General features: G+C 61.0%; 13 protein-coding genes. 8 read left to right on the top strand and 5 right to left on the bottom strand.

Annotation, left to right across the window (positions count from 1 at the left end):
- The first annotated feature begins 1 nt into the window (after position 1).
- Positions 2-805, top strand: a complete 804-nt coding sequence (locus AAIE04_RS18355; protein WP_309531166.1) for an ABC transporter permease — start codon at positions 2-4, stop codon at positions 803-805.
- Positions 806-852: 47 nt separating this feature from the next.
- Here the strand turns inward: AAIE04_RS18355 and kdgR are convergent, their stop codons facing one another.
- On the bottom strand, positions 853-1,644 hold the full coding sequence (gene kdgR, locus AAIE04_RS18350) for a DNA-binding transcriptional regulator KdgR (RefSeq protein WP_498577489.1): 792 nt from the start codon (positions 1,642-1,644) through the stop codon (positions 853-855).
- 231 nt (positions 1,645-1,875) lie between these two features.
- On the opposite strand from kdgR, the gene AAIE04_RS18345 reads away from it, so the two are divergent.
- Entirely contained in the window at positions 1,876-3,270 is a 1,395-nt protein-coding gene (locus tag AAIE04_RS18345; protein ID WP_063919298.1) for an MFS transporter, read from the top strand.
- Between the two features lie 51 nt (positions 3,271-3,321).
- Here the strand turns inward: AAIE04_RS18345 and htpX are convergent, their stop codons facing one another.
- Positions 3,322-4,206 (bottom strand): protease HtpX, encoded by an 885-nt coding sequence (gene htpX / locus AAIE04_RS18340; RefSeq protein WP_004931482.1) that lies wholly within the window; start codon positions 4,204-4,206, stop codon positions 3,322-3,324.
- A 370-nt stretch (positions 4,207-4,576) separates the two neighbouring features.
- On the opposite strand from htpX, the gene AAIE04_RS18335 reads away from it, so the two are divergent.
- From AAIE04_RS18335 to AAIE04_RS18310, 6 genes are read left to right on the top strand one after another with little or no spacing between them, the layout of a single operon-like run.
- A complete protein-coding gene (locus tag AAIE04_RS18335; protein WP_049239999.1) occupies positions 4,577-5,668 on the top strand; it encodes an ABC transporter substrate-binding protein in 1,092 nt (363 codons plus the stop codon).
- A 2-nt stretch (positions 5,669-5,670) separates the two neighbouring features.
- Positions 5,671-6,711 carry a FecCD family ABC transporter permease gene (locus tag AAIE04_RS18330; RefSeq protein ID WP_345790193.1) on the top strand — a complete coding sequence of 347 codons (1,041 nt, stop codon included), beginning with the start codon at positions 5,671-5,673 and terminating at the stop codon, positions 6,709-6,711.
- Positions 6,708-7,493, top strand: a complete 786-nt coding sequence (locus tag AAIE04_RS18325; protein WP_063919296.1) for an ABC transporter ATP-binding protein — start codon at positions 6,708-6,710, stop codon at positions 7,491-7,493. Before AAIE04_RS18330 ends, AAIE04_RS18325 begins: the two co-directional genes overlap by 4 nt.
- The gene (locus tag AAIE04_RS18320) at positions 7,481-8,278 is read left to right on the top strand and encodes a nicotianamine synthase family protein (RefSeq protein ID WP_309531162.1); all 798 of its coding nucleotides are present in this window, start codon (positions 7,481-7,483) and stop codon (positions 8,276-8,278) included. Before AAIE04_RS18325 ends, AAIE04_RS18320 begins: the two co-directional genes overlap by 13 nt.
- A complete protein-coding gene (locus tag AAIE04_RS18315; protein ID WP_498577488.1) occupies positions 8,271-9,578 on the top strand; it encodes an opine metallophore biosynthesis dehydrogenase in 1,308 nt (435 codons plus the stop codon). The genes AAIE04_RS18320 and AAIE04_RS18315 overlap by 8 nt, the downstream gene beginning before the upstream one ends.
- Complete coding sequence (locus tag AAIE04_RS18310; protein WP_019454880.1) at positions 9,575-10,420, top strand: DMT family transporter; 846 nt, start codon at positions 9,575-9,577, stop codon at positions 10,418-10,420. The genes AAIE04_RS18315 and AAIE04_RS18310 overlap by 4 nt, the downstream gene beginning before the upstream one ends.
- Before the next feature lie 68 nt (positions 10,421-10,488).
- On the opposite strand, the gene prc is transcribed toward AAIE04_RS18310, so the two are convergent.
- The 3 genes from prc to AAIE04_RS18295 all read right to left on the bottom strand — a co-directional run bounded on the left by prc (position 10,489) and on the right by AAIE04_RS18295 (position 13,861).
- On the bottom strand, positions 10,489-12,537 hold the full coding sequence (gene prc, locus AAIE04_RS18305) for a carboxy terminal-processing peptidase (protein ID WP_498577487.1): 2,049 nt from the start codon (positions 12,535-12,537) through the stop codon (positions 10,489-10,491).
- Between the two features lie 19 nt (positions 12,538-12,556).
- Complete coding sequence (gene proQ / locus AAIE04_RS18300; RefSeq protein WP_019454878.1) at positions 12,557-13,267, bottom strand: RNA chaperone ProQ; 711 nt, start codon at positions 13,265-13,267, stop codon at positions 12,557-12,559.
- A 96-nt stretch (positions 13,268-13,363) separates the two neighbouring features.
- The gene (locus AAIE04_RS18295) at positions 13,364-13,861 is read right to left on the bottom strand and encodes a free L-methionine (R)-S-oxide reductase MsrC (RefSeq protein ID WP_154746107.1); all 498 of its coding nucleotides are present in this window, start codon (positions 13,859-13,861) and stop codon (positions 13,364-13,366) included.
- Positions 13,862-13,973: the final 112 nt, after the last annotated feature.

Below are 13,973 nucleotides of genomic sequence, written 5' to 3'. Positions count from 1 at the left end.
GATGTTGATTTGGTCTCGCACCGGCCGCACCCTGACCTGCACGCTGACGGTCACGCTGTTCGCCCTGTTCTTCTGCCTGCCGCTGGCGGTGATCCTGATGTCCAGCCTCAGTGAACAGTGGAACGGCGTGCTGCCGAGCGGCTTCACCCTCAACCACTTTCGCCAGGCCTTCAGCGGCGCCTCCTGGGACGCGCTGGTCGCCAGTCTGGCTATCGGCTTCAGCGCCAGCCTGTTCGCGCTGCTGTGCGGCACCTGGGCGGCGCTGGCGCTGCGCCACCATCAGGGGCGCGGCCAGCGGCTGCTGGGCACGCTGTTTTTCATTCCCAGCGCGGTGCCTTCGGTCTCCATCGGTCTGGGGATGCTGGTGGCGTTCAGCCAAGGGCCGCTGCAGATGAACGGCACCTTCCTGATCGTGCCCGCCGCCCACTTCGTGTTGATTTCCGCCTTTACCTTCGGCAACGTGATGGCCGGGCTGACCCGGCTACCTGGCGACTACGAGAACGTCGCTGCCAGCCTGGGCGCGTCGCCGCTGTTCCGCCTGCGCCACGTCACCCTGCCGATGATCGCCCCCTACATGATCTCCGCCTTCGCTCTCAGCCTGTCGCTGTCGATGGGGGAACTGGGCGCGACCATGATGATCTACCCGCCAAGCTGGGCGACGCTACCGGTCACTATCTTCAGCCTGACCGATCGCGGCAGCATCGCCAACGGCGCGACGCTGACCATGATCCTGGTGGCCGCCACGCTATTGCTGATGTTGGTGCTGGAGCGAATTTCGCAGCGGCTGACGCCGGGCGTGAAATAGCAACAAGGCGCTGCCGTCGCAGCGCCTTGTTGTTTATTGGCGAAGGGTCAAAACGGGTAGTCGTGATAGCCCTGCTGTTCGGATATCCGCCGGGCGGCGACGTGCAGCAACGCCACATACTCCTCCCGCGCCGCGTCGGAAAAGCGCAACGTCGGGAAAGAGATGCTCAGCCCGGCGATCGCCACCCCGAACCGGTCGAAAACCGGCACCGCAATGCAGCGGATCCCCGCCTCTTGTTCCTCGGCGTCTTCGCCGTATCCCTGAGCACGCACCCGATCCAGCACCGGCAACAGTTCGGCGGCGCTGGTCAGGGTATGCTCGGTGCTGCGGGTAAAGTCAATCTGCGACAAAATCTGCGCCACCTCATCCCGCCCGCGCCAGGCCAGCAGCACTTTCCCGATTGCGGTGCTGTGCAGCGGGTTGCGGCGGCCGATGCGCGAATACATGCGCAGGTTGTACATCGCGTCGATCTTGTGGATATAGACGATGCCGTCCTCGTCCAGGGCGCCGAGGTGGATGGTTTCGCGAGTACGGTTCGACAGTTCGCGCATCTCTACGTCCGCGCTGCGGATCAGATCGACGTTCTGTAACGATTTGGCGCCCAGCTCGAACAGCTTGAGCGTCAGCGCATATTTTTCCGTCTCGCCTTCCTGCGAAACGTAGCCCAGCGCTTTCATGGTCTGCAGAAAACGGTAGACGGTGCTTTTAGACATCATCACCCGCTGGGACAGCTCGGTAATGCCGATCTCGCGCTCATCGCCGAGCGCCTGCAAAATGCCGAACACTTTCATCACGGATGAGACGGCATCCGGTTGCTTGTCTGAATCTACGTTAGCCATGGTGAATACCCTACTTAACGGTTTTGTTTCAGGAAATTTAAACAAGGGTTTCAGTATAATCGGAACAGATCGCGACGCGCAACGCACATAGGCGCTAAGCGATTGAAGCCAAATGGATAACCGCCGGCCCGCTCACCGCTATTTACAATTAAGCGGACAACGGGCATGCAATCGCAGGCGATTATGATTAGCATGATAATACTCTCCTGAATAAACACCGCTGAGACCAACATGCGTTCTTGTTCCGACGGCCTCCCCGTCCCGCAACGCTATGGGGCGATCCTCGCCATCGCCCTCGGCATTACCGTATCGGTGCTCGACGGCGCGATAGCCAACGTGGCGCTGCCCACCATCGCGCGCGATCTCAACGCCAGCCCGGCCAGCTCCATTTGGGTGGTCAACGCCTATCAGCTGGCGATCACCGTGTCTTTGCTGTCGCTGGCGTCGCTCGGCGATCTGGTCGGCTATCGTCGCATCTATCAGGCCGGATTGCTGGTGTTCAGCATCACCTCGCTGTTCTGCGCCCTGTCCGACTCGCTGCTCACCCTGACTATCGCCCGCGTGCTGCAAGGCTTTGGCGCCGCCGCCATCATGAGCGTCAACACGGCGCTGATCCGCATCATCTACCCGCAACGCTTTCTCGGCCGCGGCATGGGCATCAACTCGCTGATCGTCGCCTGCTCCTCGGCGGCCGGGCCGACGGTGGCGGCCGCTATCCTGTCGGTCGCGTCCTGGCAATGGCTGTTCGCCATCAACCTGCCGATCGGTATCGTCGCACTGCTGCTGGGGATGAAATTCCTGCCCGCCAACGGCCAGAAAAACGATAATCGCCGTTTCGATCCCACCAGCGCCGTGCTGAATGCGCTGACCTTCGGCCTGCTGATCACCGCCATCAGCGGCTTCGCCCAGGGCCAGAGCCTGACGCTGATCTTCAGCGAGATCGCCGCGCTGCTGGCGATTGGCGCAGTGTTTGTTCGCCGCCAGCTGCGTCAGGAATTTCCTCTGCTGCCGGTCGACCTGCTGCGCATTCCGATCTTCGCCCTGTCGATGGGCACCTCAATCTGCTCGTTCGCCGCACAGATGCTGGCGATGGTGTCGCTGCCGTTCTTCCTGCAAAGCGCATTGGGCCGCGATGAGGTGGCGACCGGGCTGCTGCTGACGCCCTGGCCGCTGGCGATCGTGGTGATGGCACCGATCGCCGGCCGGCTGGTGGAGCGCGTACACGCCGGCCTGCTGGGCTGTATCGGGCTGGCGGTGTTCGCGCTCGGGCTGTTCTCGCTGGCGCTGCTGCCCGCGGCGCCGTCGAATGTGGACATCATCTGGCGCATGGTGCTGTGTGGCGCCGGTTTCGGCCTGTTCCAGTCGCCCAACAACCACACCATCATTTCCGCCGCGCCGCGCAACCGCAGCGGCGGCGCCAGCGGCATGCTGGGCACCGCTCGCCTGCTGGGACAAACCTCGGGGGCCGCGCTGGTGGCGCTGATGTTCAACCTGTTCCCTGCCTCCGGCACCCACGCTTCGCTGATCCTGGCCGGGGTGTTCGCCACCCTGGCAGCGGCGGTCAGCAGCCTGCGCATCACCCAGTCGACGACGCAGACAGTGCAGCCCAGCCGCGAGATGAAATAGCGGACATAAAAAAACCCCGGCAAGCCGGGGTTTTTCATGATATTCAGCCGATTACTTCAGGTACTGGCCGGTACGCAGCGCTTCGATGCGCTTGTCGAGCGGCGGGTGCGACATGAACAGTTCGCTGAACGACTTGGATTTGCCGTTGATGCAAAACGCCATCATGCTGCCCGCTTCCTGCGGTTCGTAGCTGGTTTTCAGGCGCTGCAAGGCAGCGATCATCTTCTCGCGGCCCACCAGTTTGGCGGAGCCGGCGTCGGCGTAGAACTCGCGGTGACGCGAGAACCACATGGTGATGATGCTCGCCAGGATGCCGAACACCAGTTCCAGCACCATCGACACCGCGAAGTAAATCATCGGGTTGCCGTTGCCTTCCCCTTCGCCATCACCGTCGCGGTTGCCCAGGAAGCCGGCGGCGACCTGCGCGATCAGGCGCGAAATGAAGATCACGAAGGTGTTCACGATGCCCTGAATCAGGGTCATGGTCACCATATCGCCGTTGGCGACGTGGCTGATTTCGTGCGCGATGACCGCTTCCGCTTCGTCACGGCTCATGCTCTGCAACAAGCCGGTGCTGACGGCAACCAGCGAGGCGTCGCGGCGCGCGCCGGTGGCGAAGGCGTTGATGTCCGGCGCATGGTAGATAGCGACCTGCGGCATGGCGATGCCCGCCTGCTGCGACTGACGGCGCACCGTTTCCAGCAGCCAGTTTTCGGTTTCGTTACGCGGCTGTTCAATCACTTCTCCGCCGACGGAGCGCAGCGCCATCCACTTGGACATCAGCAACGACACGAAAGCGCCGCCGAAGCCGAACAGACCGGCCATGATCATCAGGCCCTGAACGCTACTGGATTGGATTCCTGTCAGGCTGAGCACCAGCCCGAAAACCAACATCACCGCCAGGTTGGTGAGCAGGAACAGAGCTATACGCATCATAAAATGTTTACTTCCTCATAAATGTTAACAAAACGCTGTCCAAGATACCCTAGATCGTATGGGCATTCGTCACAGTTTCAAGAGTCGCGCGTCATTAACCTACTAAAAATACGAAACTTTACAAAAACGGCGCGCGACCGGGATTTGGCAAATTGTAAACGATTGTTGCGCAAGGCGGAGGGATTTCTCACAAAAAATTCTTTGCCCGCGCAGGATCGCGGCGGGCGATTTTATCCACACCCTTTCTGGGTCAATATCCGCTGGGTGCGATCCGACGTGCCTGCAGCCGATTCATCGACGACGAAAGTTTGAATCTTACGATTAATTGTTACATTATAACATCACAATTAATCGTAAAGGGATGTCAATCATGTTATCGCGTATCGCCTGGATGCTGGCGACGTGGCTGCTTTTCTGCCACCTCGCACAAGCTGAAATTCACCTCACCGACGTTGAAGGACGTCGCGTCACCCTGACCGCCCCCGCACAGCGCGCCTATATCGGCTTTTACTACGAAGATTTTCTGGCGGTGAACGGTCCGGAGAGCTATCAACAGGTCGTCGCCTTTTCCAAAAGCGACTGGGCCTTGCGCACCAGCCAATGGGCGCGCTATCAGGCCGCGCTGCCGCGGCTCGCTCAATTGGTCGATGTCGGTTCGCTCTATAACCAGAGCTTCGATTTTGAACGCCTGCTGACCACGCGGCCGGACCTGCTGATCCTGGCGAAGTGGCAGCTCGACGGTTTCGCCAACTACCTGCCGGTGCTGCAACGGCTCAACATTCCTTACATCGTCGTCGACTTCAACCAGGGCGTCGAGGTCAAGCTCGCCAGCATTCGGTTGATGGGCCAGGCGATGGGCCACGCCGAGCGAGCGGAACGGCTGGCCGACGAATATCGCCAGAGCCTCGAAGATACCCGGCGGCGCATCCGCCAGGCGCAGCTGCCGCCGCCGATCACCTATATTGAACTGGGAGACAAGGGCCCCGGCGAATACAGCAGCAGCTATGGCGCCTCGATCTGGGGGCCGCTGCTGCAGTTGGCCGGCGCCGACAATATCGCCGCCGGCGTCGTCGGCAGCCCCTCTCCGTTGCGCGCCGACTATGTCCTGACCAAACGGCCCGACGTCATTTTTCTCGCCGGAGGCGACTGGGAAAATATGCCGAACGCCGTGCCGATGGGCTACGGCACACAGGCCGCCCCCATACAGGCGCGCCTGACGCAGTATGCCCGGCGGGCGGGATGGCCGCAGCTGCCGGCTATAAAAAACCAACGGCTTTATGCGCTTTATCATGGCGGCGCGCGCACGATTTACGACTTTATTTTTGTCCAGTATCTGGCGAAAGCCCTCTATCCCACCGCATTTGCCGACGTAGACCCCGCGCGCAACCTGGCCCGGTTCTACCGCCAATATCTGCCGATTGAGGCGGACGGCGTCTTCTTGCAACGCTGGCAAGGAGAGTAGTCGTGGCCCGCACAGGACGTGATTTTTTGCAACGGCGCAGGCTGCGCCGCGGGCTATTGACGCTGGCGCTGCTCGGCGCGCTGTTGGCGGCAGCCGCCATCGATCTGACCGTCGGCGCCGCGCATCTTGGCCTCGCGGATATCGTGCGAATGCTCCGGCCCGGTTCTACGCCAGGCAACGAGCTGCATCAGGTGGTTTTCTGGTCGATTCGCTTGCCGATGACGCTCACCGCCCTGGTGGTCGGCGCCAGCCTGGCGCTGGCCGGCCTGCTGATGCAGACCGTGCTGGCCAACCCCCTCGCCAGCCCCTATACGCTAGGGATCTCGGCTGCGGCGGGGTTCGGCGCGGCGCTGTCGATCATCACCGGCTTCAGCCTGGGCGGCGCGCTGGCGCTGGGCACGCCGTTGCTGGCTTCGCTGATGGCGTTGCTCGCCTGCGTGCCTATCTATCTGCTGGGACAACGCCGGGGCATGACGCCGCAAATATTGGTGTTGAGCGGCATCGTCGTGCTGTTTTTCTTTCAGTCGCTGCAATCGCTGCTGCTGTTTCTGGCCGCGCCGGAGGCCATGCAGCAAATCGTCTTTTGGCTGTTCGGCAGCCTGCTCAAAGCGAATATGCACGGGGTGGCGATCACCGGCGCCGTGTTGCTCTGCGCGCTGATCGTCAGCCTGCGGCAGGCCTGGCGCCTTACGGCGCTGTCCGCCGGCGAAGAGCAGGCACAGGGGCTGGGCATCAACGTCAGCGCGCTGCGCAAGCTGGCCTTTCTACTGGCGACTTTGCTGACGGCCGCCTCGGTCTCTTTTGTCGGCACCATCGGGTTCGTCGGGCTGATCGCCCCCCATTTCGCCCGTTTTCTGGTCGGGGAGGATCAGCGTTACCTGATCTGCATTTCCGCCCTCTGCGGCAGCCTGCTGCTGCTGTGCGCGTCGATCGTCGCCAAGCTGGTGATGCCGAACGGCGTGGTGCCCATCGGCATCGTCATCGCCCTGATCGGCGTGCCGGTGCTGTTTTACTTCGTCACCCGACAGGTTAAACGCCCATGACTCAACTGACCCTCACCGGCGTCGACGTCACGCTGCATCGCCGCCCGCTATTGGCCGACGTATCCCTGAGCTGGCCGGAGGCAAAACTCGGCGGCATCATCGGCCCCAACGGCGCCGGCAAGTCCACGCTGCTGAAAGCGATTAATCGCATGTTGCCGTACAGCGGCGAGATCGCCTACCGCGAGCGCCCTCTCGATCCGAAAACCAGCCGCATCGCCTATGTGCCGCAGCTTAATCGCTGCGATTCGGCACTGACCGCTTTTGACATGGTGCTGTTGGGCAAGGTACGGCAGTTGGGATGGCGCGTCAGCGCCGCCCAGGCCGATGCGGTCGAACAGGCGCTGGCGGAATGCGGCATTTCCGCGCTCGCCGATCGCCCCTTCAACCGTCTCAGCGGCGGCCAGCGACAGTTGGTGATGCTGGCTCAGGCGTTCGTCTCTCAACCGCAGCTCATTTTACTCGACGAACCCACCAGCGCGCTGGATATCCATCACCAGCTGCGCGTGCTCAATCAGATCGCCGACTACGGCCGGCGTCATCGCTGCATCACGCTGCTGGTGATCCACGATCTGGGGCTGGCGCTGCGTTATTGCCACTCACTTACGCTGCTCGAGCACGGACGCGTCGTTTGCCACGGCGAGACTCATCAGATGATGGGACACCCGATGATGTCTCGCGTATTTGGCGTCGGTATCGAAAACGGCGTCAGCCCGCAGGGCTACCCCTATCTGCTGCCGACACAGCTGTTACACGCACACGGAGAATCCCCATGTACACCCTGACCAAGGCGGACATGCTGGCGCAACTCGCCGGTTTGCAACAGGAAATTCACCAGCTACACCGCTCCGCCCGGCAAGATCGGCGTCATTTTTCCCTGCTGGAACGCCGCTTCAGTCGCCTGCAAGCCTTTAACGACGAACCACAGCTGCAGGCCTACCGTCGAAAACTGGAAAACGACCGTTTGATAACGGCGCAGATCGCCCAACTGCGGGCAACAGCCAATGCCGCATTGTGCGACTACGAGAAGCATCGCGTCTCTGCACTCTGTCGGCAACCGGCACAGACTAACGCCTACCTGAACAGTTTCGATCGCGCCCTGCAGTTGGAGATCGCCGCCGCCGGCATCCAACCGGGCGAGCGGGTGTTGCTGGTGGGCAGCGGCGCCTTGCCCACCACGGCGCTGGCGCTGGTCGCCAGGCTTGCCGCCACCGTCATTTGCTACGATTGCGATCCGGCGGCCCAGCGGTTTGCCCGCCGCCTCACGCGCCATCTGGGGCTGGTGCGGCAGATGCCCTGCATCGACAAGCTGAACGGCCTGACCCGCAATGACGTCGATCACATCATCATCGCCTCTCTGGTGGCCGACAAGCAGGGCTTGCTGAGGGAGCTGCGGCCTTTGCTGCCGCAACGCGGCAAATTGCTGGTGCGCTATGGCAACGGCCTCAAGTCTCTCTTTAACTGCCCTTACCATCACCAGGCCGCCGGTTCGCCGTGGCGCATCAGCGGTAAACCGCTCGCCACCCCGCTGTACGATCTGTTGATTCTGGAGCCTCTCCGCCATGAATAATGCCTTTTCCACCCTGATTCTGGGCGCCGGCCCGGCGGCTATCCAATTGGCGGCGGATATCAAGGCCGCGGCCAATGCGCGCATCGGCCTGTACAACCGCCCCAGCGAGAAAGGACAACGCCTGCGGCATCATTTGGCTCACGCGCCCAGCCTGTCTCTGACGGGCGCCGGTAAGGCGCAGCGCACCCAAGGCGATACGCAAGTGACGATCGACAGCTATTGCGATGACCTGTCACTGGTCGGCGGTGACTGGCACCGACTGATCCTTGCCGTCCCCGCCGATCAATATCATGACGTGCTGCGGCAGGTGCCATGGGCGGCGTTGCCCCAGCTGCGCTCACTGATCCTGCTCTCTCCTTCCATCGGTTCCGGCCTGATGGTGCAAAGCCTGCTGCAGGACGCCGGGCAATCCCACGTCGGGATCATCAGCCTGTCGAGCTACTACGCCGATACCAAATACCAGGATGCCGCGCAGCCTTACCGCGCCTACACCAAGGCATTCAAGCAGCGGATTTATCTGGCCGGACAAAGCCCAACGTCAGACCGCGCCGAACTCGATTGGCTTTGCGCGGTGCTGGCACGTCACGGCATCGATGCCCAGCGCTGCGACAGCCTGCTGGCCGCCGAACGCTTCAGCATCACCAACTATGTTCATCCTCCGCTGGCGCTGGCCGATACCACGCTACAGGCGATCTTTCAGCCGCAGGCGCCGATACAGTACCTGTATAAGACCTACCCCGAAGGCCCTATCTGCCCCGAGACGATCGCCGACATGCTGGCGCTCTCGCAGGATTACCGGCAGTTGCTCAACCGGCTCGGCGTCGAGGCCATCAACCTGCTGCGCTTTTTGAATGACGACAATTACCCGGTGCCGCCTCGTATGGTAAGCCGCCGCTGGATTGACCAATTCCCGCAGCTCGCGCCGGCGGAGCAACGCTACGCGCTGTTTGCGCGCTATACCGCGCTGCTGGTCGATCCCTATTCCGAACCGGACGCGCAGGGCCGCTACTATGATTTTTCCGCCGTCAGGGTCGCCCGCGTCTTCCAGGATGCGCAGGGGTTATGGCGACTGCCGCGCGTGCCGCAAGAGGACGTGCGCAAACTGCGCGTTATGGTCTTGCTGGCGCAGCGGCTGGGCGTCGAGATGCCCGCCGCCCAGCGCCTGTTGGCGCGCTTTCAGCAGGCGCTGCACAGCTTCGTCACCCGGATCGGCGCCGAGCATTGTCATCATTCGTTGCTGGACGATACCTGCCGCGAGCAGGCGGATATCACCTACCGGCAGTGGCGGAGGCAAGCATGAATCAGGGTGCGCTGCTGGCCATTTTCGCCTCGCTGATTTTCAGCGTCATGAACGCGCTGGTCAAAACCATCGCCGACGTCATTCCCACCGGAGAGATCGTGTTCTTTCGCAGCAGCATCGGCTGCCTGCTGGTTCTGCTGCTGATGTATCGCCACCGCGTCGCCTTCAGCCGTGAAGACCGGCCGCTGCTGGTATTGCGCGGCACCATGGGCGGGCTGTATCTGATCTGTTATTTTTACAGCATCGCCCACCTCACGCTGGCCGATGCCAGCATGCTGGCCTACCTGTCGCCGTTTTTCTCCATTTTGCTCTCCTTGCTGGTGCTGCGTGAGCGGGTCAACGCCAATACCGCGTTTTGGCTGGCGATGGTCATCATCGGCGCGGTGCTACTGGTGCGGCCGTGGCACTTCTCGGCCTATACCCTGGCGTCGCTGGTCGGCGTGATGAGCGCGGTGTTCGCCTCGATCGCCTATCTGTCGGTCAACAAACTCAGCAAACGCCACCACAACTACGAGATCGTGTTCTACTTCCTGTTCATCGCAACGCTGATCTCGCTGCCGCTGATGTGGCAGTCATTCGTCTGGCCCAACGCATACCAGTTTGCCATTCTGCTCGCCATAGCGCTGGTGTCGTTGCTGGGACAGGTCGTCTTAACCCAGGCCTTCTCTTCCGATAACCTGATCGTGGTCTCGGTGGTGCGCTATATCGGCATCGTGTTCAATATCGCCTGGGGCTGGCTGTTCTGGCACGAAGTCCCGCTGCTGCTGTCGCTGGTCGGCTGTCTGCTGGTGGTGGTTTCCTGCATCCGGCTCGGGCTGCGCCACCGCAAGAAAACCGTCTGAGCCGCGCATACCGCAGCCATAAAAAAAACGCACCCGAGGGTGCGTTTTTCATTCTGCCAACCGCCGCCTTATTTGGCCGGCGTCGGTTGCTGAGCGGGCTGATCCTTCTCCAGATGAGCCAGGTCCAGCGCGATATGCACGGTTTCATCCAGGTACGGATCCGGTTCCTGGTAATCCTTCGGCAGATCGTCGAGCGATTTCAGCGGCTTCTTGCCGGCGCGCTCCAGACGCTCGTTGATGCGTTTCAGACGGGTCGCATCGTCATCGTGGTTCTCTTTCTCGCGCACCGCCAGATTGAGGGACACGATGTTGCGTTTATCCTTCAGCGCCTTGTAATGCGCGATATCCTGCACGATGTACTGGAACTCCGGATTCTGCGCGATGCGCTGCTGGTGATCTTTCAGCAGCTCCGGCTCGAACGGCGTCAGATCGCCGGTCTTGCTGTAGGTCGCCGCATTGATGCTGTCCCACGGCATGGCGTTGTCTTCAAACGCTTCGCCGGTTTCCGCCGGATCGACGCCGGTCGGCATCAGAATGTCCGGGGTCACCCCTTTGCGCTGGGTGCTGCCGCCGTTGACGCGGTAGAACTTCTGAATGGTGTACTGCACCGACCCCAGCGCCGGCCACTCAGGGCGCAGCATCTGATCGTAGATGCGGTTCAGCGAACGGTACTGCTGCACGGTGCCTTTACCGAAGGTCGGCTCGCCGACGATCAGCGCGCGGCCGTAATCCTGCATCGCCGCCGCGAAGATCTCGGAGGCGGAGGCGCTGAAGCGATCGACCAGCACCACCAGCGGGCCTTTGTAGTAGGTCACGCCGTCGGTGTCGGCGTCTTCACGCACTTTGCCGTTGTTGTCGCGCACCTGCACCACCGGGCCGCTTGGAATGAACAGGCCGGACAACGAGACCGCCTCGGTCAGCGCGCCGCCGCCGTTGGTGCGCAGATCGATGATCACGCTCTTGACGTTCTGCTTGGCCATCTTCTGCAGCTGCACTTTCACGTCATCGGTCAGGCCGACGTAGAAGCCAGGGATGTCGAACACCGCCACCTTCTCTTTGCCGACAGTCTTGATGGTCATTTTCACCGCGCGGTCTTCCAGGCGGATGCGCTCGCGGGTCAAGGTGACCACGCGGGTTTTGGTGCCCTTGCCGGCCGGCAGGATCTCCAGGCGCACCTTGCTGCCCTTCGGCCCTTTGATCAGCGACACCACGTCGTCCAGACGCCAGCCGATCACGTCCACCATCGGTTTGCCGGCCTGGCCGACGCCGACGATGCGATCGCCCACGGTGATCGCCTTGCTCTTCGCCGCCGGGCCGCCCGGCACCATCGAGTTGATCAGGGTGTAGTCGTCATCCATCTGCAGTACCGCGCCGATGCCTTCCAGCGACAGGCTCATCTCGGTGTTGAACTGCTCGGTGTTGCGCGGCGACAGGTAGTTGGTGTGCGGATCGATTTCATGCGCAAAGGCATTCATCGCCAGCTGGAAAACGTCTTCGCTGTTGCTTTGCGTCAGGCGCTTGATGGCGAACTGATAGCGCTTGGTCAGCGTGTCGCGGATTTCTTTGTCGGTCTTGCCGGTCAGCTTGAGGTTCAGCTCGTCATAGGTGACTTTCGCATCCCACAGGCTATCCAACTCGGCCTTGTCTTTCGGCCACGGCGCTTTGCTGCGGTCGAGATCGATAGTGCCGTTGCCGGTAAAGTTCATCGGCTTTTCCAGCAGCGACAACGCATAGGTGTAACGCTCGAAACGGCGTTTCTGCGCCAGATTGAACAGCGCGTAGAAGGTATCCAGCTTGCCGGTTTTCAGCTCTTCGCCAACCTGATTGCGTTTGCCGGCGAACTGCGCCACGTCGGAGGCCAGCAACACGTTATGGTTGTAGTCCAGCATGTTCAGGTAGCGATCGAAGATCTTGCCTGAAAACTCCGCATCGAGCGCGAACTGGCGGTAATGAGAGCGAGTGAAGCGCGAGGTAACGCGCTCACTCACCGTAGCGTGCTGAGGTTCCTGTTGCAGTTGGGGCAATTGGCCGATGCGGATGTTGGCTGTTTCCGCACCGTAACTGACACCCGCCCACAGCAGCCCTGCAATCGCTGTTAATCTGACGAATTTGTTCATGCCTTGGTTGGCCTCCGTATCAGAACTGCAAGTGTTCTGCGCGCACAATCATCGCCAGACCGGAAGAGAGCTGCACACGTACGCCATCTTTAGCGATTTCGAGTACGGTAGCATCCATCGCGCTCTTGCCTGCTCTGACTTTGATTTCCTGGCCAATTTGCAGTGTAGAGATATCCGTGACTGGCGCATAACGCGGCTGGCTTTCCTCTTTTGCTGCACGAGGTTGGCGAGCGGGCTGCGGGCGAGTTTGTGGGCGCGGCTTGCGGGTTTCCGGCGCGGCTCCGCCTTCGCGACGTGCAGCGGGCTTTTTACCGGCTGGACGCGGACGGCGCGGAGCGGCATCGGCGGATTCGCCGGCGGCTTCACGTTTTTTGGCGTTTTGTTCGGCACGCTGTGCCTGAACGCGCGCTTTGGCTTCTTCAAGCTGCTGGCGAGCATGATCGACATGCTGCTGCTCCAGTTCACCGCACGGATTGCCGTCCAGATCGACGCGCTGAGCGCCAACCTTGACGCCGTACAGGTAACGCCAGCTTGAGGTGTATAGGCGCAGGGCAGAACGCAATTGCGTTTTGCTGAGATTCTCTTCCCCCTGCACGCGCTCTACCAAATCCTGAAAAATACCGATTTTCAGCGGACGAGCTTCGCCTTCGGCGCTAAAGCAGAGCGGAAAACGCTCGGCAAGAAAAGCAATGACTTCTTTACTAGAGTTCAACTTAGGTTGATTTTCCATGAAATTTCCTGATTACAACGGTATTGCCAACAAGCCACAGGCATGAACAGGCGTCATTATAATGACGCCATCGGTAATTGCCACGTTAACCGTCGATCAACTTGCCGCCACAGTCACATATTTCGCACTGTCGCACTGTTCCAGTTGCTCACAAAGCCCCGCCACCACTGCTTTCAGGCCCGCTTCGTCCTGTTCGTCGAAGCGTTGATAAACCGTGCTGTCGATATCCAAAACGCCGATCGTCCGGCCGCCAACCGCCAGCGGCAGCACGATTTCCGCGTTGCTGGCCGCATCGCAGGCGATATGGCCCGGAAACGCATGCACGTCGCCGACGCGCTGCACGCGATTTTCCGCCACCGCCGTGCCGCACACGCCCTTACCCACCGGAATGCGCACACAGGCGATCTTGCCCTGGAACGGCCCCAGCACCAGTTGGTCGCCCTCCATCAGATAGAAACCGACCCAGTTCACGTCATCCAGACGCTCGTTGATCAGCGCGCTGGCGTTGGACAGCGCCGCGATAAAGTTGGTTTCCCCGCCGAGCAACGCGCTCAGGTCACGTTTTAATTCCGCGTAGAATTGTTCTTTTGTCATGTGTTAACCATTGCAACAGTGAAGATGGCCAGAAGCCCAAAGCTTAGGCCCTATAAAATAAGCATTAAATGCGTATAGCCACAAGGTTAATCATCTGTTGCTTCACAAAACC

This window comes from Serratia sp. Ae19-1 (genome assembly GCF_059801225.1).
Note: the sequence above shows the minus strand (reverse complement) of the source record. Positions and strands in the feature narration are given on the sequence as shown.

Excerpts from the sequence above, each read along its gene's own strand:
- AAIE04_RS18355 (WP_309531166.1), top strand. The coding sequence starts at position 2 with ATGTTGATTTGGTCTCGCACCGGCCGCACCCTGACCTGCACGCTGACG.
- kdgR (WP_498577489.1), bottom strand. The coding sequence starts at position 1,644 with ATGGCTAACGTAGATTCAGACAAGCAACCGGATGCCGTCTCATCCGTG.
- AAIE04_RS18345 (WP_063919298.1), top strand. The coding sequence starts at position 1,876 with ATGCGTTCTTGTTCCGACGGCCTCCCCGTCCCGCAACGCTATGGGGCG.
- htpX (WP_004931482.1), bottom strand. The coding sequence starts at position 4,206 with ATGATGCGTATAGCTCTGTTCCTGCTCACCAACCTGGCGGTGATGTTG.
- AAIE04_RS18335 (WP_049239999.1), top strand. The coding sequence starts at position 4,577 with ATGTTATCGCGTATCGCCTGGATGCTGGCGACGTGGCTGCTTTTCTGC.
- AAIE04_RS18325 (WP_063919296.1), top strand. The coding sequence starts at position 6,708 with ATGACTCAACTGACCCTCACCGGCGTCGACGTCACGCTGCATCGCCGC.
- AAIE04_RS18320 (WP_309531162.1), top strand. The coding sequence starts at position 7,481 with ATGTACACCCTGACCAAGGCGGACATGCTGGCGCAACTCGCCGGTTTG.
- AAIE04_RS18315 (WP_498577488.1), top strand. The coding sequence starts at position 8,271 with ATGAATAATGCCTTTTCCACCCTGATTCTGGGCGCCGGCCCGGCGGCT.
- AAIE04_RS18310 (WP_019454880.1), top strand. The coding sequence starts at position 9,575 with ATGAATCAGGGTGCGCTGCTGGCCATTTTCGCCTCGCTGATTTTCAGC.
- prc (WP_498577487.1), bottom strand. The coding sequence starts at position 12,537 with ATGAACAAATTCGTCAGATTAACAGCGATTGCAGGGCTGCTGTGGGCG.
- proQ (WP_019454878.1), bottom strand. The coding sequence starts at position 13,267 with ATGGAAAATCAACCTAAGTTGAACTCTAGTAAAGAAGTCATTGCTTTT.
- AAIE04_RS18295 (WP_154746107.1), bottom strand. The coding sequence starts at position 13,861 with ATGACAAAAGAACAATTCTACGCGGAATTAAAACGTGACCTGAGCGCG.